The following is a 23,562-nucleotide window of genomic DNA, read 5'->3' as shown; positions in this document are numbered from 1 at the left end:
CGCGCTCCCGGCAGTTGAGCGCGTCGGTCACTCCTGGTTATGATGCAGTCGTATCACCAACGGGAGGGGACACCATGAAGTTCGACGTGCTGCAGGTGCTGGGGATGGTTCTGACGGTGGCCGGGGCGCAGGGCGCGATCCGCCTGCTGATCGACCACGGGAACGTCGGCCTGCTCGGCTGGCTCGACGCGGGGTTCACGGGGACGCTGGTCTGCTACCTGGTCGCGACGGCGATCGGCGTCGTGCTGACGGGGTGGGCGCACGACCGCGCCAAGGCGGCGGGGCGCCGGAAGTAGCGGCCCGTCAGACGGCCAGCGCCGCGAGCAGGCCCAGGCGCTCCGCGGTCGGCGTCCCGGGCTCGGGCTGGTAGACGACCAGCACGTGCTCGTCGTCGCCGGCCACCCCGAGACGCTCGTACGTCAGGGACAGCGGTCCGGCGACCGGGTGGTTCACCCGCTTGACGCCGTACTGCTTCTCCCGCACCGGGTGCTCGGCCCACAACGCGCGGAACTCGGGGCTCTCGGCCGTCAGCTCGGCGATCAGGTCGGTGAGCACGTGGTCACCCGGGTGGCGGGCCGCCTGCAGGCGCAGCTCCGCGACCACCGTCTCGGCGTCGCCGTCCCAGTCCGCGAAGAAGTCGCGCGACGCGGGGTTCAGGAAGAACTCGCGCGGCCGGTCGTGGCTCGCCGGGTCGTCGGTGAGGCTGAAGAGGGCCGCGCCGAGCGCGTTCGCGGCGACGATGGCCATCCGGTGGTCGACGATGACCGCCGGCGCGTCGCCGATGCCGTCGAGCAGGCGCCGCACCGAGTCGCGGACCGGCGGCCGGCCCGGGTCCGCCGCGCGCCGCGGCCGGGCGAGGTCCTTGAGGTAGGCGTGCTCGGTCGGGTCGAGCCGCAGCACCCGGCCGACGGCGTCGAGTACCGAGTCCGACACGTGCTGCCCGCGGCCCTGTTCCAGCCGGACGTAGTAGTCCACGCTGACCCCCGCCAGCTGGGCGACCTCTTCGCGGCGCAGGCCCGGCACCCGGCGGCGGCCGAAGTCGGCGAGTCCGACGTCGGCCGGGGTCAGCCGGGCGCGGCGCGAGCGGAGGAAGTCGCCGATGGTGCTCACGGTCCCAGGATAGGACGCCGCGCGACGGCGAAGGTGGTTCTGCCATACCTAGGGTGAGCGTGACGCTGGCTGCCCGCGGCGGCCAGGCACACGCTCGAAGCATGAACGAACTCGGCAAGGTGCGCCTCGGCGCGAACGGCCCGCTGGTGGGCCGCCAGGGCTACGGCGCGATGGCCATCAACACGGCGTACTACGGGCACACGGACGAAGCGGAGTCCCGCGCCACCCTCGAACGGGCGCTGGAGCTCGGCATCACGCTGTTCGACACCGCGGACGCGTACGGCGACGGTGCCAACGAGACCTTCCTCGCGCCCTTCGTCGCCGCGCACCGCGAGCGGATCGTCCTCGCGACGAAGTTCGGCCTCGCGGACCGGGCGCGCGGCATCGTCAACGACCCGGACCGCGTCCGCGGCTTCGCCGAAGCCAGCCTGCGCCGCCTGGGGGTCGACCACGTCGACGTGTACTACCTGCACCGCCGCGACGTCGCGGTGCCGATCGAGGACACCGTCGGCGCGATGGCCGAGCTGGTCGAAGCCGGGCTGGTCCGGCACCTGGGCCTGAGCGAGGTGACCGCCGACGAGCTGCGGGCCGCGCACGCGGTGCACCCGATCGCGGCGGTCGAGTCGGAGTGGTCGCTGTTCAGCCGCGACATCGAGACTCGGGTGGTGCCGACGGCGGCCGAGCTGGGCGTAGCCCTGGTCCCCTACTCACCACTGGGCCGCGGCGTCCTGGCCGGCGCCCCGGTCCACCTCGCCGACGGCGACGCCCGGCGCGACCTGCCGCGCTTCGCCGGCGCCAACGCCACGGCCAACGCCGACCTGCTGGCTCCGCTACGCGAGATCGCCTCGGCACGGGACGCGACGCCGGCGCAGATCGCGCTGGCCTGGCTGCACGGGCGGGAGCGCGTGTTCGGCCTGCCGGTGGTGCCGATCCCCGGGACCCGCAGCCGCACCCGGGTCGCGGAGAACACGGCGGGTGCGGCGATCGAGCTGACCGACGCCGAGGTGGCAGCCTTGGAGCCGCTGGCTGGGCAGGTGGCCGGGGATCGGTACGGGGACATGAGCTTCGCCTCGGCGGGCCGGGAGTAGGCCGCGGCGGCTGGGAAGGCGGGTTGTGCGGCTGACCGGCACCATCCCGAGAACCTCGCGTGCAGGCAGCCGGGAACCCGGCATGTCGACCTTCGCCTCGGCGGACCGCGAGTAGGGACCGGGGTCCCGCTGACGGGAGCCGGATCGCAACGCGGCGCGATCCGGCTCGAGTACTCGCGGTGCAGGTCACGGGAAACCCGGCGACCTGCACCGCCGTGAGCCGCTGGCCGGGCAGGTGGCCGGGGATCGGTACCAGGACATGAGCTTCGCCTCGGCGGGCCGCGAGCAGGTCGCAGCGGCCGGGAAACACGGGTGGCGCGGCAACCCGGCTGACCAGCACCATCCCGAGAACCTCGCCTGCAGACCGCCGGGGAACCGGCATGGCAACCTTCGCCTCGGCGAGCCGCGAGTAGGCCGCAGCGGCCGGGAAACACGAGTGGTGCAGCAACCCAGCTGACCAGCACCATCCCGAGAACCTCGCCTGCAGACCGCCGGGGAACCGGCATGGCAACCTTCGCCTCGGCGGACCGGGAGTAGGCCGCAGCGGCCGGGAAACACGAGTGGTGCAGCAACCCAGCTGACCGGCACCACCCGAGAACCTCGCATACAGCCCGCCGGAGACCCGGCACGGCGACCTTCGCCCCCGCGGGCCGGGAGTAGGTCGCGGCCCGACAAGAGCCCTCGGCGTTCGGCGATGGAGGATTCTGGTCGCTCAGCGGCCAGAATCCTCCATCGACACCTCGCAGCAGGCTCAGGCGGCCCGGAACCGGGTGCGCAGCTCCCCAATTCCCTCGATCCGGCTGACCAGCACGTCGTCCGGCCCCAGGTAGCGCGGTGGGCTCATCCGGTTGCCGACACCCGCCGGGGTTCCCGTGAAGATCAGGTCGCCCGGCAGTAGCGGGCAGATCGCCGACAGCCGCGCGATCAGCTCCGGGATGCCGAAGATCATCTCGCCGGTCCGGGACTTCTGGACCACCGTTCCGTTCAGCTCGGTCGTCAGCCGCAGGTCTCCCGGGTCGGGGAACTCGTCCGGGGTCACCAGGGCCGGGCCGGTCGGGCCGAAGCCCGGGAACGACTTGCCCAGCGAGAACTGCGGCGGGGTGCCGAGCAGCTGGACGCCGCGTTCGGACAGGTCCTGCCCGACGGTCAGCCCGGCGACGTGCTCCCAGGCGTCCTCGGCCGCGATCCGGTGGCCGCCGGCGCCGATCACCGCGACCAGCTCGACCTCCCAGTCGACGCGGTCGCCGGGCAGCTCCACCGTGGTGTCCGGGCCGGTGATGCAGCTCGGGAACTTGGTGAACACCAGTGGATCCGCCGGCGGCTGGTAGCCCGCCTCGGCGGCGTGCGGCGGGTAGTTGAGGGCGATCGCGAAGACCTGGCGCGGCCGCGGCACGGGCGCGTCGAGCGCACGGCCGGCCAGGGGCTCCGCGGTGGGCAGCGAAGCGTTCGCCGCCCACACCCGGAACGCCGTCCACTCCTCGAGGACGGCCATCGGGTCGGGGCCGAACCGGCCGTCGCTCGCGTGGGCGACGTCCACGAAACCGTCGCCGACGAGCAGGACCGCGCGGTCGTCCACTGTGGACAGGCGCATCAGACCCACTGGTCCGCGGCCGGCGGCGGGGTGCCGTGGGCGTCCTCCCAGGACACGACCGGGTTGCGCAGCACGCCGATGCCCTCGATCTCGGCCTCGACGACGTCGCCGGGCTTGAGGTAGTTCGCGAACGGGTCGTCGGTGCTGGCCGCGACGCCCGCGACCGTGCCGGTGGTGATCAGGTCGCCCGCGCTGTAGGTCTGCGGCGAGTGGTAGGCGATCAGCTGCGGGATCGACACGGACATCCGGCCGGTGTTGGACTTCTGCCGGACGTCGCCGTTGACCCGCAGCTCCATGTCCAGGTTGTGCGGGTCCTCGATCTCGTCGGCGGTGACGATGTACGGGCCGATCGGGCAGAACGTCTCGATGGCCTTCGAAAACGAAAAGACGCCGGACTGCATCTCGCGGCGCTGGATGTCGCGCGCGGTGATGTCGTTGAAGACGAGGTAACCGCCGATGTGCTCGGCCGCCTGCTCGGCGCTGAAGAACTTGCCCGGCTTGCCGAGCACGATCGCCAGCTCGAGCTCGTAGTCCAGCTCGGACGTCAGGTGCGACGGGTAGACGATCGGCTCCTCCGGGCCGATGATCGCGTCGACGTTCTGGAAGAAGACGATCCCCTTGTTCACCGGGTGCGACCAGTTCACCCGGACGAGGTCCTCGTGGTGCTCGCGGAAGTTCCCGGCGGTGTGGAAGAACTTCTTCGGCACGATCGGCGCGCGCAGGCGCACGTCGGCCAGGGGGTAGCGGCGGCCGGTCTCGGGCACGTCCCGGTCGCGTTCGAAGAACTCGCGCGTCGAGGCGGTGTCGAGTTCCAGCACCTGGTCGTCGGCGATGCGCCCGACCTGGTTGTCGTTGAAGGTGACGAGCTTCATCGGGGTCCACTTCCTGCGGGGTCGGCCACGCGGAACACACGCAGCTGGAGGGCCAGCGTCGCGTAGTAGCCCACCAAAGTCGTGAGCTCGACGGCCATCCGGTTGCCAATGATTGGCAAGACCTCGGCGTAAGTCACGTCGTCGACGTCCTCCTCGCGCAGCAGCGCGGACACGAACCGCAGCGCCGCCCGCTCGGTCTCGTCGGCCAGGTCCGGCAGTGAGCCGTCGCGGACGGCCTCGACCTGAGCTTCGGTGAGCCCGGCGGCGAGCGCGTGCGGCTCGTGGGCGTACCGCTCGAACGCGCTGTCCCAGCGGGCCGCGACGGCGAGGATCGCCAGCTCCCGGATCCGGTCCCCCAGTGTCGTCGAATACCGGATCGCGGCGCCGAGCGCCTGCAGCGCCTGCCCGGCCGGGGGCGCGACGAGCATCGCGTTGAACGGACCGGCCAGCCGGCCGGCCGCGTCGACCAGGGGAAACCGCTGCGGTCCGGCCGCGCGGGGGCCGCCGGTGATCTCGTCGTACAGCGCCCGCTGGTCGGGTTCGAGGTCGTCGGGGGTGAGGTGCGGCAGCCTGCTCATGCCGCCCATCCCACCAGCGCCCCCGCCCGGTGCGCCCGGATGTGCCAACCAATGGCACGGCCGTTCCCCGTCCCGGCCTCCGGAACCTAGCGTGGGGTGGACCAAGAACCGAAGAGGAGCGTGCGGGTGGACTGGCTCGGGTTGGGCGGGCGGAAGGCCCTGGTGGCCGGCGCCGGCGGGATCGGCGGCGGGGTCGCCGCCGCGCTCGCCGAAGCGGGGGCCGAGGTCGTGGTCGCCGACGTCGACGAGGAGCGGCTGGCCGCCGTCGGGACCAAGACGCTCAAGGCCGACCTGACCACCGCCGAGGGCAGCCGGGAGTGCGTCGCCCGGGCCACCGAGCTGCTGGGCGGGCTGGACGTCTTCGTGCACGCCGTCGGCGTCAACGACCGGCGCCCGGTGCTCGACACCCCGGACGAGGTCTGGGACGACATCGTCAGGCTCAACCTGGGCAGCGCGTTCTGGACCGGCAAGGCCGCGGGCGCGGTGATGACGGCGGCCGGGCACGGCCGGATCGTCTACCTGTCGTCGGTCTCCGGCCTGCTCGCGCACCCCCACCACGCGCCCTACGCCGCCACGAAGGGCGGGGTCAACCAGCTCGCCCGGGTGATGGCCCGGGAGTGGGCGGCGAGCGGCGTCACCGTGAACGCCGTCGCCCCCGGTTACACCGAGACCGGGCTGACCCGGCACCATCTCGGCAAGCCCGGCGTCCGCGACGAGCTGACGTCGCTGGTCCCCGCCGGCCGCCTCGGCACGGTGGACGACCTGCTCGGCCCGATCCTGTTCCTCTGCTCCGCCCGCTCGGCGTTCGTCACGGGACACGTCCTGTACGCCGACGGCGGCCGCACCCTCGTTTAAGGAGTTTCTGTGCGATTCACCGACAAGGTCGTCCTCGTCACCGGCGCCGGCACCGGGTTCGGCGCCGCGATCGCCGTGCGCGCCGCCGAGGAGGGCGCCGACGTGGCCGTGCACTACCGCGGGTCCCGCGAGGGTGCCGAGCGCACCGTGGAACGCGTCGAAGCGCTGGGCCGCAAGGCGTTCCTCGTACAGGCCGACATCGCCGAGCACGAGCAGATCCGCCGGATGGCCGACGACGTGTGGAGCCACTTCGGCCGGGTCGACGTCGCCGTGAACAACGTCGGGGACGTCGCCAGGGACCAGATGTCTTGGCGGGACATCACCGAGGAGTCCATCGACCACGTGCTGGCCGTGGACATCAAGGGCACGCTGCTGTGCACCCACGAGTTCGGTGACCGGATGCTCGCCCAGGGCGGCGGCGCGATCGTCAACATCGGCTCGACCGTCGTCGCGCGCGGCAGCGCCCGCGCCCCGCAGTACGCGGCGGCGAAGTACGGGATCATCGGCCTGACCAAGTCCTACGCGCACGCCCTCGCCCCCACCGTGCGGGTGAACGTGTTCGCGCCGGGCTTCATGGAGACCGAGGCGACGCTCGGGCGTGAGGACTGGAAGACCGGCCGCGCGGAGAAGCTGCGGGACGCGACCCCGCTGGGCCGGATCCCCGGCCCGGAGGAGCTCGCCGGGACGGCGCTGTTCCTCGCGTCCGACGACGCGAGCCACATGACCGGCAGCTTCATGGTCGCCGACGGCGGTTACAACATGATCGGCGCCTGATTCGTCATTTCGTCATTTCGTCAGTGAGGACGGAACAATGAGCGAAACCAGAGTGGTGTTCACCGGCGGCCGAGTGTTCGACGGGACGGGCTCCCCGGCCGTGCCGGCTGACGTCGTGGTGCGCGGCGACCGGATCGAGGCCGTGCGCGCGGGCGTCGAACCGGAGCCGGGTGACCAGGTCGTCGACTGCCGCGGCGCCACGGTCATGCCGGGGCTGGTGGAGTCGCACGCGCACCTGACGTTCCCGTCCGCCGTCGGGCACGTCGACCCGTCGTTCAACCCACCGCTGGACGTCTCGTTCTTCCACCACATGCCGACGCCCGACGAGCACCTCGCGCTCGCCGAGCGCAACGCGCGGATCCTCCTGGACCACGGCTTCACCAGCGCGTACTCCGCGGGTTCGCTGACGCCGGTGCCGACCGAGGTGCGGCTGCGCGACCGCATCGCCGCCGGGCTGACGGCGGGCCCGCGGATGCGCGCGGCGTCGTTCGAACGCGACAACAACCCGGTGCAGATGGGCCCGGACGGCCCGACGCCGAAGGAGATCGGGCCCGAGGCGGTCCGCGCGTTCATCCGTGAGCAGGCCGCGCTCGGCTTCGACAGCGTCAAGCTGCTGATGAGCAACGACGACGTCTTCTTCGAAGGCGGCTCGATGGTCACGCAGTACAGCGCGGAGGAAGCCGCCGCGGCGGGCGAGCAGGCCCGCGAGTCCGGGGTGTGGCTCAACTGCCACGCGCAGTCGCCGGAGTCGATCAAGCTGGCCGTGCGCAGCGGGTTCCGGTCGGTCTACCACTGCTCCTACGCCGATCAGGAGGCGATCGACCTGCTGGAGGAGCACAAGGACGAGATCTTCCTGTCCCCCGCGGTCGGCATCATGTGGGCGAACGTCCACGAGGGCGCCGAGTTCGGCATCGACGCCGCGCTGGCGGAGAAGATGGGCTCGGTGAAGTCGCTGGCCGCGATGGAGCAGCTCTACCCGGAGCTGCGCAAACGCGGTCTGCGGGTGCTGCCCGGCGGTGACTACGGTTTCCCGAACAACCCGATCGGGCGCAACGCGCGCGACCTGGAGCTGTTCGTGCGGCTGTTCGGCTACTCCCCCGCGGAGGCCTTGCGCGCCACCACGCAGTACGGTGGCCAGGTGCTGGACATGCCGGTCGGTGTGCTGACGGAGGACTACTTCGCCGACGTCCTGGTGGTGAGGGGTGACCCGACTGCGGACGTGACCCTGTTGCAGGACAAGGAAAACCTGCTGGCGATCATGCAGGGCGGCCGGTTCCACAAGGCGCCCGCCGCGTGACGGTCTACCGCGAAGTCCTCGGCTTCCGGCCGCTGGAGCTGGACCTCCACCTGCCGTCCGGCCCCGGCCCGCACCCGGCGATCGTGTACCTGCACGGCGGCGGCTGGCGACGCGGATCGCGGCGGAAGACGATCCCCGCGGACCTGTGCCCGACTTTGGCGGAGCGGGGTTTCGCGGTCGCCGCGGTGGACTACCGGCTCAGCGGGGAGGCACGTTTTCCCGCGCAGCTGGACGACGTCCGCGCGGCCATCGCGTGGCTGCGGTCCGAAGTGGACTGTGCCGCGACGTTCCTGTGGGGCGAGTCGGCGGGCGCGCACCTGGCCCTGCTGACGGCGCTGGACGGCGGCGACGTGGACGGTGTCGTCGCGTGGTACCCGCCGACGGACCTCCTGGGCCTGGGCGACGATCTCACCGGCGCGGCCGACGATTCACGGGAGGCCGAACTGCTCGGCGTGTCCCCCTCGGCCGATCCCGAGCGAGCGCGGGCGGCGAGCCCGCTCACCTACGCGCACGGGGACGCGCCGCCGATCCTGCTGATGCACGGCGACGCCGACGACCTGGTGCCACCGTCCCAGAGCGAGCGACTGGCCTCGGCGTTGCGGGCGGCGGGTGCGCCGGTGGAACTGGAATTGGTGCCGGGCGCCCGTCACATGTGGACGGACGCCCGGGACATCGGCGCGATCGTCGACCGATCGGCGAAGTTCCTGCACGCGCTCGTCTGAGCTTCCCGAGGCGGCGTTCGGGGAAGTACCTGCGTGGGCTACGCGAGCGTACCCGCGATAAGCGTCAAAGCCCGGTCCACCGGCTCGATCGCCGAGGGCAGGCCGAGAAAACCGTGCAGCATCGAGCAGATCTGGACGTGGTGCACATCCACCCCGGCGGCCGCCAGGGCTCCCGCGAATCGCTCACCGGACGGCCGCAGGTCGTCGTACTCCGCGGTGAGCAGCAGGGTCGGGCACAGGTCCGCCAGCACGGCCAGGCCCGGCATCGCGTAGCCGTCCGCGCTGCTCACCGGGCCGCCGAGGTAGGCCTCCGTGATCGAGCGGACCTCGTCCGGCGGAAAGTGCAGCAGCGGCGGCACTTCGGTCATGAGCCGGGTCAGGGACGCCGGCGGCGGCGGGAGTTCCGGGTGCAGCACCGGGTACACCAGGGCCAGCGAGGCGGGCTGCCAGCCGTCGGCGTCGCGCAGGCGCAGGGCCGCGCCCGCCGCGAGGTTGCCGCCCGCGCTGGCGCCGCCCAGCACGATCCGGGACGGGCCCAGGGTGTCACGGACCCAGCGGACCGCGGCGACGACGTCGTCGTGCGGCACCGGGTACGGGACGGCGAGCCGGTAGTCGACGCTGACCACCGTCGCGCTCGCGCGGGCGGCGATCTCGCGCGCCACCCAGTCCGCCTCCGGCATGTCGAGGTCGCCCATCTTGAACGCGCCGCCGTGCAGCCAGACCAGGCACGGCCGCCCCTCACCGGGCGCGTAGACGCGGACCGGGATCGGCCCGTGCGGCCCGGGCACCTTCTCGTCGCGGGTCTCGACGGCCGGCGGCGGGCCGCCCACGGACGGCGTCATGAACCGGATCATCCGGTCCTGGAACGCGGGATCGGTCACCAGCGCCTCGAACGAGGGGACGCCGTCGAGCAGCGGGAGCTTCTCGACGACGGCGGGGTGGATCGGCATGCGGCTCAGCCTTTCTGGGGGTGTCCGAGTGCGAAGAGCGGGTCGGCCGTCCCGCCGGGCAGGTCTTCGGGGTGCGCCTCGACGGCGGCCATCGAGCGGGGCAGTTCGAACGGCAACCGGCCTTCGGCCCGCGCGCGGCCGAACACGACGTCCAGCACGGCTTCGTCGGAGGCGCCGAAGTCCGCGAGCAACGCATCCGCGGCCGCGGCGACCTCCGGCAGGACGGCCGGGCGCTCGAGGAAGACGTCCACGACGGTCGGCACCGTCGCGGCCAGCGCGACCAGCTCATCACGGCGGTCGGCAGGCAGGTCCAGCCGTCCCTGGTGGAAGAACGCCTCGGGCAGCCGCCGCGCGGGTTCGTAAGGCGTGCCGAGACGCACCAGCGCCGCGTCGGCCGCGGCCGGGGTGTCCACAAGGGATGCATACCGGATCGCGACCGCCGGGTCGACGCCTTCGACGTAGAGCCGGATGCCCTCGGTGAGCGGCAGGATTCCGGAGTCGAGCGGGACCATCGATCGCCGCTGGGCCGCCGCACCCGCGGCCGTGAAGTCCGAACGTCCGACCGTGCGCACCGCGTTTTCCTCGGATACGTAAGGGTTCTCGAACAGTCCCAAGTGGACCATCAGCGTCAGTACCCGGCCCGCGGACTCGTCGAGCCGCGCTTGGGGCACCCGGCCCGCCGCGACCAGGCCCGTGATCACCTCGGGGCACCACTCCCCGCCGAACTGGTCGACCCCGGCGTCCAGCAGGAGCAGGGCGCGCTCCGCCCGGTCCAGGTGCTCGACGCCCCAGGCCCGCGCGGGCCACACCGTCCCGTCGGCCAGCACGCTGTCGGTCAGCAGCCCGAAGTCCGTGCACACCAGGCCGTCGAAGCCCTCGCCGCGGCGCAGCTGCCCGGCCACCACCTCGGGATCGAACGCGAACCCGACCTCACGCAGCCCGGGCACACCCACCGGACGGCCGTAGTACGGCATCACCGCCGCGGCCCCGGCCCGCAGTGCCGGGCGGAACCGGTCGCGGTGCAGCTCGTACCGCCCGGCCGGGTAGACCTGGTCCGGCCCGGACGCGAAGTGCGCGTCGAGCCCGCCCGCCTGCGGCCCCGCGCCCGGCCAGTGCTTGACCATCGCGGCCACCGAGCCCGGGCCGAGCGCCGGTCCCTGCAGGCCTTCGACGTAGGCCGCGGCCAGGCGCGCGACGACGTCCGGGTCGGCGCCGAAGGTGCCGGAGATCCGGGCCCAGCGCGGCTCGCTGGCCAGGTCGGCCATCGGGTGCAGCGCCAGCCGGATGCCGACGGCCGTGTACTCCGCCCGCACGGTACGGGCGAACTCGCGCACCAGCTCCTCGTCGGCCAGGGCGCCGAACCCGAGCGGCTCGGGCCAGCGCGAGCAGCCGCCGGAGGCCACCGACGTCAGCGGGTTTTCGGTGGCCGAGTGCCGCGGGTCCGACGACAACAGCACCGGGATCCCCAGCCGGCTGTGCGCCGCGACGTCCTGGACCCGGTTGTGCCAGCGGGCCAGCGGCCCGGCGGCGACCGGGGCCATCAGGCTCAGGCAGCGCAGGTGCCCGTCGCGCAGCACGGACGTCGTGGGCGCCGTCGGCAGCAGCCCTGCGGGGGAATCGACCAGCCCGCCGTCCGGCGCCACCGACACCGGCGCGTGGCACAGCAACCCGGCCTTCTCCGCCACCGTCATCCGGGAAAGCAGGTCCCGCACCCGTTCTTCCGCCGGGCGGCGCGGGTCTTCGTACGGGGCCATCACGCCGTCGCCGTCGAGATCGCGGAAGGCGACGCCGTTGTCGTCGAGCACAGGGAGCATGGCGCCGAGGATGGCGGCACGCGGCCGCGTGCACCTACGTCAGTTCCATTGAATGGCAGCGTCAGATGCGTGTGGCGGCGGCGCCGAGCTCGCGGGAGATACCCCGCGCGGTGGTCTGCACGGCCAGGCCCAGCCGGCGCGGCTGAGCGACGCGCTTCGGGACGAGGACACCCACCACCCCCAGCACGACGTCGTCGCGGCCGAACACCGGCGCGGCGACCGAGACGATCGACTCGTGCTCGTCCTCCCGCCGGAAGATCGCCAGCCGCTCGCGCCGGACGTCGGCCAGCGTGCGGCGCAGGACGTCCGCGGCGATCAGGCGGTTGTCCGGCTCGCTGTAGACCGGTTTGGAGAGCAGTTCCTCCTGCACCTCCTTCGGCGCGAAGGCCAGCAGCGCGAGCCCGACACCGGTGGAGTGCAAGGGAAGCCGCCCGCCGATCCGGTAGTCGACCGGCGCGGCCTGGTGCGCCGAGAGCCGTTCGACGAGCATCGCCTGCATCCCGTCGCGCACCGCCAGCTGGACGTGCTGGTGGGTCACCTCGGCGAGGTCGTTCATGAACGGCAGCGCCACCTGCCGCAGGCCGTGGCCGCGCGGTGCGAGCGTCGCGACCTCCAAGAGCCGGAGCCCGACGCAGAAGCGGCCGGCGTCGTCCCGCTCCAGCGCACCCCAGTCCACGAGCCGGTTCGCGAGCCGCAGTGCCGAGCTCGGCGGGATCTCGGCCCGCCTGCTCAGCTCCGCCAGCGTGAGGGTCCGATGCTCCGCGTCGAACGACGCCAGCAGGGAAAGCGCGCGATCGACCACGGGTTCACCATGGGCCGGACGGCGGCCCCGCACCCGCGCGGAATCGGTCATATCGACATCGGTGTTCCATTGATTGGCATCCCCCTCACGGTACACCGCACGAGGCGCTCATCCTTCCCCGCAGGTCAGCCGACCAGACGCGAAAGGTGCCCAACGATGAGTACTTCTTTCCGCCAAGAGTCCACCTCCTCCGCGGGAGCGGCGTTTCCCGCACCCCGGCGCGGGTTCCTCTTCTTCTTCGCCTTCGCCGCGGTCGGCGCGGGCATGGCCGTGCTCGTCCCGGCCGTGCTGACCCTGTCGGTCAAGGCCACCCTGCTCGACCCGGCCGGCGCCACGACGATGGTGTCGATCGTGACCAGCATCAGCGCCCTGTGCTCCCTCGTGGCCTTCCCGGTGTTCGGCAGGCTGAGCGACCGGACCACGGGCCGGTTCGGCCGGCGCCGGCCGTTCCTCCTGCTCGGCGCCGTCCTGTTCACCCTCGGCGCCATCGGCCTGCAGCTGGGGACCACGACGTTCGCGCTGACCGTGGCGGCGAGCTGCACGACGGTCGGCGCGAGCGCGGCCACCGTCGCGTTCACCTCGGTCATCCCCGACCAGCTGCCGCCGGACCGCCGCGGCCCGGCGTCCGCGGTGGTCGGGCTGGCCCTGCCGGTCGGCGCGGTCGTCGGCCTGTTCATCGCCCAGCTGGTCGCCCCGAACCTGCCCGCGATGATCCTGCTGCCGGCCGGGCTCGCCGTCCTCGGGACGCTCCTGCTCACCTTCACGATGCGGGACCGGCGCCTCTCGCCGGAGGAGCGGCCCGCGTTCGCGTGGCGCGACCTGCCCCGCACGTTCTGGGTGAACCCGGTGCGCCACCCCAACTTCGGGTTCACCTGGCTGAGCCGGCTGCTGATCTTCTTCGGGGTCGCCGCGATCCAGGCGTACCAGGCCTTCTACCTGATGAACGTCTTCCACATCTCGCCGGCGGGCATCGCGAACGCGGTCTTCCTGTCCACGCTCGTGCTCACCGGCGCGGCCCTGCTGTTCGCTCCCCTGGCCGGCAAGATCTCCGACCGCATCGGGCGCCGCAAGCCGTTCGTCGTCACCGCCGCGGTGATCTTCGGGATCGGGCTGCTGTTCGCCACCTTCACCAGTACCTACCCGCTGTTCCTGGTCGCGATGGGCATCATCGGCCTCGGCCAGGGGGTCTACTTCGCCGTCGACATCGCCCTCATCACCCAGGTGCTGCCCAACCCGGACGACACGGCCAAGGACCTGGGGCTGATGAACCTCGCGGGCAACCTGCCGACGTCGATCGTGCCGGCGCTGGCCCCCGCGATCCTCGCCATCGGCGCGTCGGCCGCCGTGCCGCAGAACTTCCCCGCGCTGTTCATCGCCGGCGCGGTCGCCGGGCTGCTCGGCGCGGTGCTGATCCTGCCGATCCGGAAGGTCCGCTAGTGCCGCTGTTCGCGCTACCAGCACTCGACTACGTCACCAGCGCGGTCGTCGAACTCGGCGAACCCTTGGACCTCGGCGAAACGCTCGAAGGGCACCGGCGGGTCGTCCCCATCACGGGCGGGAAGTTCGACGGCCCGGGGCTCGCCGGGCGGATCCGGCCGGTCGGCGCGGACTGGCAGCGGATCCTGCCCGACGGGACCACGCTGGTCGAGGCGCGCTACGTCGTCGAAACCGGCGAGGGGCTCGTCTCGATCACCTCCACCGGCGTCCGCACCGGACCGCCCGAGGTGCTGGCCGCGCTCGCCCGCGGTGAGCACGTCGACCGGTCCCGGTACGAATTCCGGCTCAGCGTAACGGTTTCCGGCGCGGTCGAGCGGCGGCTGTCCGCCGGTGTGCTGGTGGCGTCGGCGGAACGCACGCCGGACACCGTGCGCTACGACCTCTACCGGCTGACGTGAGCACCGCGCCCACCCGGCTGCGGCTCGGCCACCTCACGCCGGGCCGCCCGTCGGGGCCACGACCCCGGCTCTCGTGGTGGCTGCCCGAGGGCGCGGCCGTGCAGTACGCCTACGAGGTGCGGCTGACCGGCCCGGACTGGACGTCGGGCCGGTGCGAGAGCGCTCAGTCGGTGCTCGTTTTCGCACCGGAACGCCCGGCCACGTCGTGGCAGGTCCGCGTCTGGACCGACCTCGGGGAGAGCGACTGGTCGGAGCCCGCGCCGTGGACCGTCGTCGCCTTGCCCACGGCGACGGCGGCGTGGATCGAGCCGCACGAGCCGGTCGTCGCGCCGCCCGGCGAGCGTGCGGCTTACCAGCTGAGGCACGAATTCACGCTCGCCGAGCCGGTCGTGACCGCGACGGCGTGGGCGAGCGCGCAGGGGATCTACGAACTGTTCGTCAACGGCACCCGCGTCGGCGACCTCGAGCTGACGCCGGGGTTCACCGCCTACCGCAAGCGGCTCCAGGTCGAGCCGCACGACGTGGGTGCCCTACTGCGGGCGGGTGTCAACTCCGTCGAGTTCCTGGTGTCCGACGGCTGGTTCCGCGGCCGTCACGGGTTCGAACGCGCCGCGGACGGCTTCGGCGACCGCGTCGCCGCGTGGCTGGTCCTGGAGGTCGACGGCGTCACCACGGTCACCACCGGCCCGGGCTGGTGGTCGCGGCCGAGCCGGCTCACCGCGGACCTCATGGACGGCCAGGCGACCGACTTCCGGCTGCCCGCACCGGGTTCCGTGGCACTGGATGCGCCCGGCTGGCACCCGGCACGCACTCGCGACGGCGGCCCGGACCAGCTGGTGCTGACGGAAGCGCCGCCGGTGCGGCGGATCGCGGAGCTCCCGCCGGTCTCGGTCAGCCGGCTCGACGAGAGCGTGGTCGTGGACTTCGGGCAGAACCTCAACGGCTGGGTCCGGCTGAGCGATCTCGGCCCGGCCGGCACCCGGCTGAGGCTGACCCACGGCGAGCACCTCGGCCCGGACGGCCGGGTCACCACCGACCACCTGCGGGCGTTCGACTTCGCCACCAAGCAGCTCCTGCCCGCCGGGCAAGTCGACACGGTGGTGTCGGCGGGCCCGGGCGTCTTCGAGCCGCGTCACACCACCCACGGCTTCCGCTACGTCCAGATCGACGGGCTGCCCGGCGCGCTCGCCGCGTCGGACATCACCGCCGTCGTCGTGCACACGGATCTTCCCGAGGCCGGCTGGTTCCGGTGCGGCGACGCCCGTCTCGAAGCCCTGCACCGCGCCGCGGTGTGGAGCCTGCGCGGCAACGCCTGCGACGTCCCGACCGACTGCCCGCAGCGGGAACGTTCCGGGTTCACCGGCGACTGGCAGGTGTACGTCGCCACCGCCGCCCTGACCCACGACGTCGCCGGGTTCTCCGCGAAGTGGCTGAACGACCTGGCCGCCGACCAGTGGCCCGACGGCCGCGTCCCCACGATCACCCCCGACCCCACGGGTGACGGCCCGTCCGGGAACCCGTTCACCGACGCGATGGCGGGGTCCGCGGGCTGGGGCGACGCGGCGGTGCTCGTGCCCTGGGAACTCTGGCGCGCCTACGGCGACCGGGAGCTGCTCGCCCGGCAGTACGCGTCGATGGTCCGCTGGGTCGAGTACGCGGCGGCGGCCGCGCGCGAACGGCGGCACCCCGACCGCGCGGGGAGTCCGCTGCCGCACGAGGAGTTCCTGTGGGACACCGGCGGGCACTTCGGCGAATGGCTCGAGCCCGGCGTCCCGCCGAACCCCGACCCCACGGCGGACCACGGCATCGTGGCCACGGCCTACCTCGCCCGCTCCGCGCGGGTGCTCGGCCGGATCGCCGGGATCCTCGGCCACGACTCGGATGCCGCGCGGTTCGGGCGGCTCGCGGACCGCGTCCGGGACGCCTGGCAACACGAGTACCTCTGCACGCTCGGCGAGTCCACGCAAGGAAACCACGTCCGGGCGCTCGCCTTCGGGCTGGTGCCGTCACACCTGCGCGACGCCGTGGCCGCCCGGCTCGCCTCGCTGGTGACCGACGCCGGTGACCGCGTCGGCACGGGCTTCCTCACCACAGGCCTGCTGCTGCCCGCACTCGCCGACCACGGTTACCTCGACGTCGCCTACCGGGTGCTGCTGTCGACGGGAATCCCGTCGTGGCTGGAAATGCTCGACCGCGGCGCGACGACGTTCTGGGAACGCTGGGACGCTGTCGACGGCGGCGAGGTCCGGGGTTCGCTCAACCACTACAGCAAGGGTGCCGCGATCTCGTTCCTGTACACCCACATCGCGGGCATCCGGCTGCCCGAGGACCCCGGCCCCGGCGAGGCCGGGTACCGCCGGTTCATCGTCGAGCCCCGCCCGGGCGGCGGCCTGGACCGGGCCGAAGCGGAACACCTCGGTCCCTACGGCCCGATCCGCAGCGCGTGGCAGCGCGACGGCGACCAGCTGCGGCTCACCGTCGAGGTGCCGCCCGGCACCCGTGCCGAGATCCGGCTTCCCGGCGGGACCACGACCGAAGGACCGGGACGGCACACGTTCACGGCACCGCTCACTCCACAGTAGACGGACGCGACCGCCAGGACCACGCGGCGAGCACCGACGCCAGCACCACCACGGCGACCCCGAACGGCACGTGCACCGCCACGTTGCCCATCCCGCCGAGCATCGCCTGCACGACCGTCATCACGACCAGGGCCCCGCTCGCCCACACCGGCCACGCCGGGCCGGGCCCCCGCCGCCACAGCACCGCGGCGACGACCAGCTCGGCCACCGCGAACACGGACACCGGGATCGCCCCGGCGCCGTGCAGGGTCCGGGCCGACGCCACCCCCTCCAGCAGCTGCCCCGCGGTGGCCGCCTGCAGCAGCACCAGCAGCACCTCCCCGGTCGCGGCGACCCGCATCGCCCGCGCCCAGCCCGCCTTCGTCCGTTCGCCGAGCACTGTCCCGGTCATGAGCGCCACCTTTGATCCGTCACGGATGCGTTGACGCGCACAGTGTCCCGGGCCGAGGGCACCGCCGTCGCCGGGCGTGAGGCGGCTTCGCGCGTACGTCGAGCGCCGTACGCGCAGGCTCGGCTACGCGCTCCGCCGTACGTGACCCGGCCGGGCGCGCCGGACGCAGGTGATCGTCACCGCGACGATGACGGCGAACACCGGACCCGTCGCGATGTGCACCGCTCCCAGGACCAGGGGCTGGTTGCCCCGGTAGTAGATCACCTGGAGCGCGCCGTTGACGACGTTGACCGCCGCGCAGGTGAGCGTCGAGACGGTGTAGATCCGCCGTAGCCGGGGCACCGACCGCCAGTCCGCGGGCCCGCCGGCGACGCGGTTGAGGACGATGCCGGTCAGCGGGCGTCCGATGAGGACGGTCGCCAGGCAGACGGCGATGACCGCGAACGGGATCAGCGCGGGGATGAGGAAGAACCCGCGCGCCTCGCCGGTGACGGCGGCCACCACCGCGCACGCCGCGACCAGCAGCAGGCCCAGCACGGCCTGGCGCACCGGCTGGCGGCGGTGGAGCCGCCAGCCGAACGCGGCGATCGCGGTGACCGCGGCGGCCACGAGGCCGGCGGTGAGATCGCCGAGGGCGTTGGCGGCCAGGAAGGCCACCGTCGGCGCGGCGGTCACCACGATCCCTTCCCAGCGGTTCTTGCGCGGCGGGGCCGCGGGTTCGGACGGGACGCGTACTTCCTGGTTCGTGTTCACACCAGAGAACGTCTCACATGAAACTTTCTTGCGCAAGGTCGTATCGACTGATACGTTCTCGGTCATGACGATGCAGCTGGGCACGGCGAGAGCGACGGACGGACCCGGCGACGAGTCCCCGTTCGCCCTGGGCCTGCTGCTGCGGCGCGCCCACGACCGCGTCGCCGCGGAGCTGCTGGGCGTCCTGCGGCCGCTGGGGCTGGAGTTCCGGCACTTCATCGTGCTCGTCGCGCTCCACACCAGCGGGCCGATGAGCCAGCGGGCGCTCGTCGGCGCCGTCGGCGGCGACAAGGCCACGATGGTCCGCGTCGTCGACGACCTCGAACGCGCCGGGCTCGTCACCCGCGACCCGCACCCCGGCGACCGGCGGGTGCACACGATCACCCCGACCCCCGCCGGGACGGCCGTGTTCGACACCGCCCACCGCCACGCCGAGCCCGTCGCCGCGCGCCTGCGCGAAGGCCTCGGCGACGTCCGGCTCCTGCTGGACCAGCTCACCCGGCTCGCCTTTCCCGGCGATACCTGATCCACCGACCCTGATCACCGAAGAGGGAGAAACTCATGCGAGTCGTCATCGCCGGCGCCGGGCTCGGCGGCCTGTGCCTGGCCCACGGACTGCGCCGCGGCGGCGTGGACGTCGTCGTGCTCGAACGCCACCCGACCCCGGACGCCCGGCCGGCCAGCTACGGCATCCACCTCAACGCCGACGGCCTGCGCGCCCTGCACTCCTGTCTTCCCGAGGAGAACTGGGCCCAGCTGGCCGAGACGTCGACCCCGGCGCCGGACATCGTCCGCTTCCACGACCAGGACCTGCGGGTGCTCGCCGAACGCGACCACACCGGCAGCCCGGCCAACACCGATCCCGTCACGCGCCGGCGGGCGGTGAACCGCGACGCGCTGCGTGACGCCCTGCTCCTCGGCTGCGCCGGCGTGCTCCGCTGGGGCACCGCGTTCGACCGCTTCGAGTACAGCGGCGACGGCGTCCGCGTGCACACCGCCGACGGCCGCACGATCGACGCGGACCTGCTCGTCGGAGCCGACGGCGCGAACTCCCGCGTCCGCGAGCAACGGCTGCCCGATCTCCGGCGCCAGGACCTCGGCATCGTCAACGTCGCCGGGCGCGTCCGGCTCACCCCCGAGCTCGCGAGCGCCCTGCCGGCGACGCTCGTCGACGGCGCCGTCAACAACGTCGTGCCCGCCCGGCCCGGCTGGATGTTCCTGTCCACCTGGGACGCCGGGGCCGAGGCACGGTACGTCGTGTGGGCGTGGGCCGCGGACCGCTCGACCTACCCGGACGACCTCGACGCCACCAACCTGCTCGAGCTGGTCCGGGACCGGACCGCGGCCTGGGCTCCCCCGCTCCGGCGGATCATCGCCGGGACCGATCCCGCGACCGTCGCGGCGATCCCGCTCAAGACGATGCCGGAGCTGCCGCACTGGGCACCTACGGCCGTCACCCTGCTGGGCGACGCGATCCACAACATGACCCCGATGGCCGGGATCGGCGCCAACACCGCCCTGCGCGACGCCGACACGCTGTGCCGGCACCTGGCCGGCGACGGCGGGGTGCGGGGTTACGAAGACGACATGCGCGCCTACGCCAACGCGGCACTGGCGCTGTCCACCCGCAACGCCCGCGGCGCGGCGACGACGTCCCGGCTGCCGCGGCACGCCTTCCGGACGGTGCTGCGCCTCGCCGAAGCCCTGCCGCCGGTCAAGCAACGGATGTTCCCGGTTCGCTGACGAACGGTGCCGGGCCAGGGTCCCCGGCACCGCTCTCTCAGCGCGGCAGCACCGCGACCGCGTCCACCTCGAACAGCAGCCCCGGCATGGCGAACGCCTTCACCGCGTGCAGGGTGCTCGCCGGGCGGTGGGCGAGGTACCGGGCCGCGATCGGGAGGTACTTGCGGACGTCGGCGGTCTCGGCGACCAGGACGTTGACCTTCACCACGTCGGCCAGCCCGGCGCCGCACGCGCCGAGCACCACCTTCAGGTTCTCGAACGCCTGCTTCGCCTGGCCCTCGAAGCCGTCCAGCAGCAGGCCGTCCGGGCTCATGCCGACCTGGCCCGAGGTGTGCACCAGGCCGCCGGCGACGACCGCGTGCGAAAACGCGTTGCCCGGCGGCTGGTGCACGCCGTCGGGGTGGGTGACGAACCTCGGTGCACTCATGATCACCTTTCCCGTCCGAGGAAGACGGCTCGGCCGAGCCACGCCCGCGCCGTGCCACCGGCCGCCAGGTCGTAGGCCGAGTGGATCCGCCGTCCGTACTTCGCGGCGATGTCGGCGAGTTCAGTCACGTCCGGCTCCCAGCCGTGCCGGGTCAGCCACCGCGCCGGATCGACCGGCCCGGACCGCCACAGCCGGGCGAGGTCCGGGCCGATCGCCGCCCGCAACGCCGCACTGGTCTCGACGTGGTCGAACGCGAGTGTGCTGCCCGCCGCACTGAGCCCGCTGATCGTCGCCAGCAGGCCCTCCGCGGCGGCCTCGTCCAGTGCGTAGAGCAGGCCCTCCGTCAGCCACGCGGTGGGCCGGTCGGGCCGGAACCCGGCCTCCCGCAACACCACCGCCCAGTCCTCACGCAGGTCGGCGACGACGGGGCGCCGGACGCACCGGGCCGTCAGCGAAGCCGCGGCGGCGTCCTTGAACCGCAGCACCGGGGCCTGGTCGATCTCGAAGACCTCCGTGCCGCCGGGCCAGCCGAGCCGCCACGGACGTCCGTCCATTCCGGACGCGACGAGCACGACCTGCCGGGCTTCGCCGGACAGCAGCGCGTCGTCCAGGAACCGCGTCCGCACGGCGACCTGCGGTCCCATCAGCGCGGCGAAGTCGGGCTTCTCTTCGGTGATCCCTGCCGCTTCCAGGAACAGCCGCGCGCACGGATCGGCGAACAGCCGGTCCGGGCGCCGGTCCTCGGCCGCGCGCAGCAGCGCCACCTCGAACGCGGTCCGCCCGATCGCGTCGATCCCGTCCAGGTCCATACGCCTCCTCTCGACGCAGTCATTTGGTTTCGTTCGCGACGGTATCATGTGATACGTTCAGTCGTGAAGGATTCACCGAGTGATGAATCAACGAGGAGAGCGGTCATGTCCGAGCCGACCTGTCACGTCGCCGTCGTCTACTACTCCGCGACCGGCACGATCTTCACCCTCGCCGACGCCGTGCGCGCCGGCGCCGCCGACGCCGGGGCGGAGGTGCGGCTACGGCGGGTCGAGGAGATCGCGCCCGTCCAGGCGATCGCCCGCAACGGCGCCTGGGTCGAGCACCTGGCCGGCACCGGGCACATCCCGGTGGCCACGCACGAGGACCTGCTCTGGGCCGACGCGATCGTGTTCGGCACCCCGGCGCGGTTCGGCAACATCGCGAGCCAGCTCAAGCAGTTCCTGGACACCCTGTCCGGGCTCTGGATGCGCGATCTGCTCGCGGACAAGGTCTACAGTGGATTCACCTCGACGGCGTCCGCGCACGGCGGCCAGGAATCCACGCTGCTGGCGCTCTACAACTCCGTCTACCACTTCGGCGGCGTCATCGTCCCGCCCGGCTACAAGGACCACCACGACGACTCCGGCGGAAACCCTTACGGCGCAAGCCATGTCACCGGAGACGACGGCTCGATCGCCGTCGGCGAAACGGCGTTGACGGCGGCCCGCTCACAGGGCCGCCGGGTCGCGACGATGGCCGCGGCCCTCAGGCACGGTCTCGCCGTGGCGTGACCTCGTCCCCGGGCGGGTAGGTGAACCTGGTCAGCAGGTCCATCAGCTTCGCCGGCTCGCCGGCCCGCAGGCGCGAGACCAGTTCTTCGGCCGGGGCGAGGGCGTCCTCGTGCGCGGCGTCGAAGGCCTTCACACCGTCCGGGGTGATCTCGACCTCGCGCACCCGCCGGTCCCCCGGCACGGCGTTGCGGACCGCGAACCCCTTCGCCTCCAGGTCGTCGACGACCCGCATGATCCCGGCCTTGTCCGAGCCGGTCGCCTCGACCAGGTCCCGCTGCGTCGTCGGCCCGCGGTCGGCGAGGATGATCAGCACGGCGAAGTGCCGCAGCTCCAACCCGTGCGGGCGCATCGCGGCGGCCATCGCCCCCGCCGCCCGGGCGTGCGCCCGGCGCAGCAGCAGCCCCAGCGCGAACGGGGACACGTCCCCCGGGCGGTCGGTGGCGCGGGCCTTGGGCTTACCGGTCATGCGAGCACCCTACCCCAAAGGGCGTCGGGTGATACGGTTTCATTCGATACGGAACGGTGGTGGTCAAGGTGATCGGCTTCGGAGTGGCACCCCGCGCGGACGAGATCGCCGCCACCGTGCCCGGCGACGACCTCGTCCCCCATCCGGACGTCGTGATGGACCGCGGGTTCACCCTGGACGCGACGCCCGAGCGGGTCTGGCCGTGGTTCGCCCAGCTCGGCAAGAACCGCGCGGGCTGGTACCTGCCGACGTGGGCCGAGGCGCTGCTGCCCCGGCGCCGCCGCGCCCTGCGCCGCCTCGACCTCGCGCTGCAGCACCTGAGCCCGGGCGACGTGATCGACGACTGGGGCGGCCGCGACGCGACCTTCGAGATCGTCACCCACGACCCGCCGCACACCCTGATCCACCGCTCCACCCGCGGCCACCTCGAAATCAGCTGGGCGATCCGCCTCACGGACGACGGCGACGGCACCACCCGGGTCCACCTCCGCTTCCGCCTGGCCGGGGCCCGCCGCCCCCGCCTCGCCGAGTACGGCGGCGGCCTGCTCGACCTGCTGACGGTGGCCGGGCTCGCAGCCGGTCTGCGCGACCGGCTGCGTCCGCCCTGACGCCGGGGGTCACCCTTCGCCTACGACATGCGGATATCCCTGATCCGCAACGACTTCCGCCCGTGAGCCGCAGGCCAGAAGCGATCGGCAGGCAAGGCCCGACCCCGTCGGCAGCGAGCCCTTCAGGTCCGCGGCGTACTTGGCGATCAGCTCCGCCGTCACCTGTGGGATGTCCCGGTCCGGGCCAATCTCCGCCTCGGGCCTCGCGGCGGACGCGACCGCCGGAAGAGCCGACCGACCGCGCATCAGGACAACCCGCGGAAGCGGCCGACCGGAACAACCGACCCCGACGGAATCCATGCCCGGCACCGCGCCAGGCGTCAGCGCAACCCGAGCACTTGCAGTCCGAGGCGTACTTGGCGATCAACTCCGCCATCACCTGCGGGACGCCCCGGTCCGGGGCCAACCTCCACCTCGGACCTCGCGGCGGACGCGACCGCCGGAAGAGCCGACCGACCGCGCATCAGGACAATCCGACCCCGCCGCCGGCGGTGCCCGGCCTGACCCGGGCACCGCGCCAGGGTCAAAGCAACCCGAGCCCTTGCAGTCCCGAGGCGTACTTGGCGATCAGCTCCGCCACCGCCTGTGGGATGCCCCGGTCCGGGCCAACCTCAGCCTCGGGTCTCGCGGCGGACCCGACCGCCGAAAGAGCCGACCGCCCGGGCATCAGGACAACCCGACCCCGCCGCCGGCGGTGCCCGAC

The 23,562-nt window shown here is 72.9% G+C and carries 25 protein-coding genes; 13 read left to right on the top strand and 12 right to left on the bottom strand.

All coding sequences use genetic code 11. The features are described 5' to 3' along the window. The first annotated feature begins 74 nt into the window (after positions 1–74). The gene (locus tag ACIOD2_RS00940) at positions 75–296 is read left to right on the top strand and encodes a hypothetical protein (protein ID WP_400532831.1); all 222 of its coding nucleotides are present in this window, start codon (positions 75–77) and stop codon (positions 294–296) included. A gap of 7 nt (positions 297–303) precedes the next feature. Here the strand turns inward: ACIOD2_RS00940 and ACIOD2_RS00935 are convergent, their stop codons facing one another. Then, positions 304–1,110 carry a helix-turn-helix transcriptional regulator gene (locus ACIOD2_RS00935; protein ID WP_400532829.1) on the bottom strand — a complete coding sequence of 269 codons (807 nt, stop codon included), beginning with the start codon at positions 1,108–1,110 and terminating at the stop codon, positions 304–306. A 101-nt stretch (positions 1,111–1,211) separates the two neighbouring features. Here ACIOD2_RS00935 and ACIOD2_RS00930 point away from each other — a divergent pair, with 101 nt between their 5' ends. After that, a complete protein-coding gene (locus tag ACIOD2_RS00930) occupies positions 1,212–2,198 on the top strand; it encodes an aldo/keto reductase (protein WP_400532827.1) in 987 nt (328 codons plus the stop codon). 751 nt (positions 2,199–2,949) lie between these two features. Here ACIOD2_RS00930 and ACIOD2_RS00925 read toward each other — a convergent pair. The 3 genes from ACIOD2_RS00925 to ACIOD2_RS00915 are packed head-to-tail and all read right to left on the bottom strand — an operon-like array spanning position 2,950 to position 5,239. Beyond that, positions 2,950–3,789: a fumarylacetoacetate hydrolase family protein gene (locus ACIOD2_RS00925; protein ID WP_400535361.1), complete on the bottom strand. Its 840-nt coding sequence runs from the start codon at positions 3,787–3,789 to the stop codon at positions 2,950–2,952. Continuing rightward, entirely contained in the window at positions 3,789–4,661 is an 873-nt protein-coding gene (locus tag ACIOD2_RS00920) for a fumarylacetoacetate hydrolase family protein (protein ID WP_400532825.1), read from the bottom strand. Before ACIOD2_RS00920 ends, ACIOD2_RS00925 begins: the two co-directional genes overlap by 1 nt. Beyond that, positions 4,658–5,239, bottom strand: a complete 582-nt coding sequence (locus tag ACIOD2_RS00915) for a carboxymuconolactone decarboxylase family protein (RefSeq protein WP_400532823.1) — start codon at positions 5,237–5,239, stop codon at positions 4,658–4,660. Before ACIOD2_RS00915 ends, ACIOD2_RS00920 begins: the two co-directional genes overlap by 4 nt. A gap of 126 nt (positions 5,240–5,365) precedes the next feature. Between ACIOD2_RS00915 and ACIOD2_RS00910 the strand changes: the two genes are divergently transcribed. Genes ACIOD2_RS00910 through ACIOD2_RS00895 form a run of 4 tightly spaced genes read left to right on the top strand, consistent with a single transcriptional unit; the run spans position 5,366 to position 8,887 of the window. After that, entirely contained in the window at positions 5,366–6,094 is a 729-nt protein-coding gene (locus tag ACIOD2_RS00910) for an SDR family NAD(P)-dependent oxidoreductase (RefSeq protein WP_400532821.1), read from the top strand. A gap of 9 nt (positions 6,095–6,103) precedes the next feature. After that, complete coding sequence (locus ACIOD2_RS00905) at positions 6,104–6,868, top strand: SDR family NAD(P)-dependent oxidoreductase (RefSeq protein WP_400532819.1); 765 nt, start codon at positions 6,104–6,106, stop codon at positions 6,866–6,868. A 37-nt stretch (positions 6,869–6,905) separates the two neighbouring features. Then, complete coding sequence (locus ACIOD2_RS00900) at positions 6,906–8,165, top strand: amidohydrolase family protein (RefSeq protein WP_400532817.1); 1,260 nt, start codon at positions 6,906–6,908, stop codon at positions 8,163–8,165. Next, positions 8,162–8,887, top strand: a complete 726-nt coding sequence (locus tag ACIOD2_RS00895) for an alpha/beta hydrolase fold domain-containing protein (protein WP_400532815.1) — start codon at positions 8,162–8,164, stop codon at positions 8,885–8,887. Before ACIOD2_RS00900 ends, ACIOD2_RS00895 begins: the two co-directional genes overlap by 4 nt. Positions 8,888–8,925: 38 nt before the next feature. Here ACIOD2_RS00895 and ACIOD2_RS00890 read toward each other — a convergent pair whose 3' ends face one another. From ACIOD2_RS00890 to ACIOD2_RS00880, 3 genes are all read right to left on the bottom strand, one after another. After that, the gene (locus ACIOD2_RS00890; RefSeq protein WP_400532813.1) at positions 8,926–9,837 is read right to left on the bottom strand and encodes an alpha/beta hydrolase fold domain-containing protein; all 912 of its coding nucleotides are present in this window, start codon (positions 9,835–9,837) and stop codon (positions 8,926–8,928) included. Positions 9,838–9,842: 5 nt separating this feature from the next. Continuing rightward, on the bottom strand, positions 9,843–11,651 hold the full coding sequence (locus ACIOD2_RS00885; protein WP_400532811.1) for a glycoside hydrolase family 3 protein: 1,809 nt from the start codon (positions 11,649–11,651) through the stop codon (positions 9,843–9,845). A 61-nt stretch (positions 11,652–11,712) separates the two neighbouring features. Next, on the bottom strand, positions 11,713–12,453 hold the full coding sequence (locus ACIOD2_RS00880) for an IclR family transcriptional regulator (protein WP_400532809.1): 741 nt from the start codon (positions 12,451–12,453) through the stop codon (positions 11,713–11,715). 156 nt (positions 12,454–12,609) lie between these two features. On the opposite strand from ACIOD2_RS00880, the gene ACIOD2_RS00875 reads away from it, so the two are divergent. From ACIOD2_RS00875 to ACIOD2_RS00865, 3 genes are read left to right on the top strand one after another with little or no spacing between them, the layout of a single operon-like run. Beyond that, the gene (locus tag ACIOD2_RS00875; protein WP_400532808.1) at positions 12,610–13,890 is read left to right on the top strand and encodes an MFS transporter; all 1,281 of its coding nucleotides are present in this window, start codon (positions 12,610–12,612) and stop codon (positions 13,888–13,890) included. Further along, on the top strand, positions 13,890–14,348 hold the full coding sequence (locus ACIOD2_RS00870; protein WP_400532806.1) for a DUF3237 family protein: 459 nt from the start codon (positions 13,890–13,892) through the stop codon (positions 14,346–14,348). The genes ACIOD2_RS00875 and ACIOD2_RS00870 overlap by 1 nt, the downstream gene beginning before the upstream one ends. Then, entirely contained in the window at positions 14,345–16,930 is a 2,586-nt protein-coding gene (locus tag ACIOD2_RS00865; protein ID WP_400532805.1) for a family 78 glycoside hydrolase catalytic domain, read from the top strand. The genes ACIOD2_RS00870 and ACIOD2_RS00865 overlap by 4 nt, the downstream gene beginning before the upstream one ends. Here ACIOD2_RS00865 and ACIOD2_RS00860 read toward each other — a convergent pair. After that, complete coding sequence (locus tag ACIOD2_RS00860; RefSeq protein WP_400532803.1) at positions 16,917–17,321, bottom strand: hypothetical protein; 405 nt, start codon at positions 17,319–17,321, stop codon at positions 16,917–16,919. The genes ACIOD2_RS00865 and ACIOD2_RS00860 overlap by 14 nt on opposite strands. Positions 17,322–17,444: 123 nt before the next feature. Then, the gene (locus tag ACIOD2_RS00855) at positions 17,445–18,074 is read right to left on the bottom strand and encodes a DUF3159 domain-containing protein (protein WP_400532801.1); all 630 of its coding nucleotides are present in this window, start codon (positions 18,072–18,074) and stop codon (positions 17,445–17,447) included. A 64-nt stretch (positions 18,075–18,138) separates the two neighbouring features. Here ACIOD2_RS00855 and ACIOD2_RS00850 point away from each other — a divergent pair, with 64 nt between their 5' ends. Further along, positions 18,139–18,600 carry a MarR family winged helix-turn-helix transcriptional regulator gene (locus ACIOD2_RS00850; RefSeq protein WP_400532799.1) on the top strand — a complete coding sequence of 154 codons (462 nt, stop codon included), beginning with the start codon at positions 18,139–18,141 and terminating at the stop codon, positions 18,598–18,600. 35 nt (positions 18,601–18,635) lie between these two features. After that, the gene (locus tag ACIOD2_RS00845; RefSeq protein ID WP_400532797.1) at positions 18,636–19,817 is read left to right on the top strand and encodes an FAD-dependent oxidoreductase; all 1,182 of its coding nucleotides are present in this window, start codon (positions 18,636–18,638) and stop codon (positions 19,815–19,817) included. Positions 19,818–19,854: 37 nt separating this feature from the next. Here the strand turns inward: ACIOD2_RS00845 and ACIOD2_RS00840 are convergent, their stop codons facing one another. Together ACIOD2_RS00840 and ACIOD2_RS00835 are read right to left on the bottom strand one after the other, a co-directional pair. Then, the gene (locus ACIOD2_RS00840; RefSeq protein ID WP_400532795.1) at positions 19,855–20,244 is read right to left on the bottom strand and encodes a RidA family protein; all 390 of its coding nucleotides are present in this window, start codon (positions 20,242–20,244) and stop codon (positions 19,855–19,857) included. A 2-nt stretch (positions 20,245–20,246) separates the two neighbouring features. Then, a complete protein-coding gene (locus ACIOD2_RS00835) occupies positions 20,247–21,053 on the bottom strand; it encodes an SAM-dependent methyltransferase (RefSeq protein WP_400532793.1) in 807 nt (268 codons plus the stop codon). A 105-nt stretch (positions 21,054–21,158) separates the two neighbouring features. On the opposite strand from ACIOD2_RS00835, the gene wrbA reads away from it, so the two are divergent. Further along, complete coding sequence (wrbA, locus tag ACIOD2_RS00830; RefSeq protein WP_400532791.1) at positions 21,159–21,785, top strand: NAD(P)H:quinone oxidoreductase; 627 nt, start codon at positions 21,159–21,161, stop codon at positions 21,783–21,785. Here the strand turns inward: wrbA and ACIOD2_RS00825 are convergent. Further along, positions 21,760–22,251 carry a MarR family winged helix-turn-helix transcriptional regulator gene (locus tag ACIOD2_RS00825; RefSeq protein ID WP_400532789.1) on the bottom strand — a complete coding sequence of 164 codons (492 nt, stop codon included), beginning with the start codon at positions 22,249–22,251 and terminating at the stop codon, positions 21,760–21,762. The two genes, wrbA and ACIOD2_RS00825, sit on opposite strands and share 26 nt — an antisense overlap. 68 nt (positions 22,252–22,319) lie before the next feature. Here ACIOD2_RS00825 and ACIOD2_RS00820 point away from each other — a divergent pair, with 68 nt between their 5' ends. Continuing rightward, complete coding sequence (locus tag ACIOD2_RS00820) at positions 22,320–22,859, top strand: SRPBCC family protein (protein ID WP_400532787.1); 540 nt, start codon at positions 22,320–22,322, stop codon at positions 22,857–22,859. Positions 22,860–23,562 lie beyond the last annotated feature (703 nt).

It is taken from the genome of Amycolatopsis sp. NPDC088138 (genome assembly GCF_044741685.1).
Lineage (GTDB): Bacteria > Actinomycetota > Actinomycetes > Mycobacteriales > Pseudonocardiaceae > Amycolatopsis.
This window is presented reverse-complemented; position numbering and strand designations above follow the sequence as displayed.

Excerpts from the sequence above, each read along its gene's own strand:
- ACIOD2_RS00835 (WP_400532793.1), bottom strand. The coding sequence starts at position 21,053 with ATGGACCTGGACGGGATCGACGCGATCGGGCGGACCGCGTTCGAGGTG.
- ACIOD2_RS00900 (WP_400532817.1), top strand. The coding sequence starts at position 6,906 with ATGAGCGAAACCAGAGTGGTGTTCACCGGCGGCCGAGTGTTCGACGGG.
- ACIOD2_RS00885 (WP_400532811.1), bottom strand. The coding sequence starts at position 11,651 with ATGCTCCCTGTGCTCGACGACAACGGCGTCGCCTTCCGCGATCTCGAC.
- ACIOD2_RS00875 (WP_400532808.1), top strand. The coding sequence starts at position 12,610 with ATGAGTACTTCTTTCCGCCAAGAGTCCACCTCCTCCGCGGGAGCGGCG.
- ACIOD2_RS00840 (WP_400532795.1), bottom strand. The coding sequence starts at position 20,244 with ATGAGTGCACCGAGGTTCGTCACCCACCCCGACGGCGTGCACCAGCCG.
- ACIOD2_RS00860 (WP_400532803.1), bottom strand. The coding sequence starts at position 17,321 with ATGACCGGGACAGTGCTCGGCGAACGGACGAAGGCGGGCTGGGCGCGG.
- ACIOD2_RS00890 (WP_400532813.1), bottom strand. The coding sequence starts at position 9,837 with ATGCCGATCCACCCCGCCGTCGTCGAGAAGCTCCCGCTGCTCGACGGC.
- ACIOD2_RS00940 (WP_400532831.1), top strand. The coding sequence starts at position 75 with ATGAAGTTCGACGTGCTGCAGGTGCTGGGGATGGTTCTGACGGTGGCC.
- ACIOD2_RS00915 (WP_400532823.1), bottom strand. The coding sequence starts at position 5,239 with ATGAGCAGGCTGCCGCACCTCACCCCCGACGACCTCGAACCCGACCAG.
- ACIOD2_RS00845 (WP_400532797.1), top strand. The coding sequence starts at position 18,636 with ATGCGAGTCGTCATCGCCGGCGCCGGGCTCGGCGGCCTGTGCCTGGCC.
- wrbA (WP_400532791.1), top strand. The coding sequence starts at position 21,159 with ATGTCCGAGCCGACCTGTCACGTCGCCGTCGTCTACTACTCCGCGACC.
- ACIOD2_RS00925 (WP_400535361.1), bottom strand. The coding sequence starts at position 3,789 with ATGCGCCTGTCCACAGTGGACGACCGCGCGGTCCTGCTCGTCGGCGAC.
- ACIOD2_RS00930 (WP_400532827.1), top strand. The coding sequence starts at position 1,212 with ATGAACGAACTCGGCAAGGTGCGCCTCGGCGCGAACGGCCCGCTGGTG.
- ACIOD2_RS00920 (WP_400532825.1), bottom strand. The coding sequence starts at position 4,661 with ATGAAGCTCGTCACCTTCAACGACAACCAGGTCGGGCGCATCGCCGAC.
- ACIOD2_RS00850 (WP_400532799.1), top strand. The coding sequence starts at position 18,139 with ATGACGATGCAGCTGGGCACGGCGAGAGCGACGGACGGACCCGGCGAC.
- ACIOD2_RS00825 (WP_400532789.1), bottom strand. The coding sequence starts at position 22,251 with ATGACCGGTAAGCCCAAGGCCCGCGCCACCGACCGCCCGGGGGACGTG.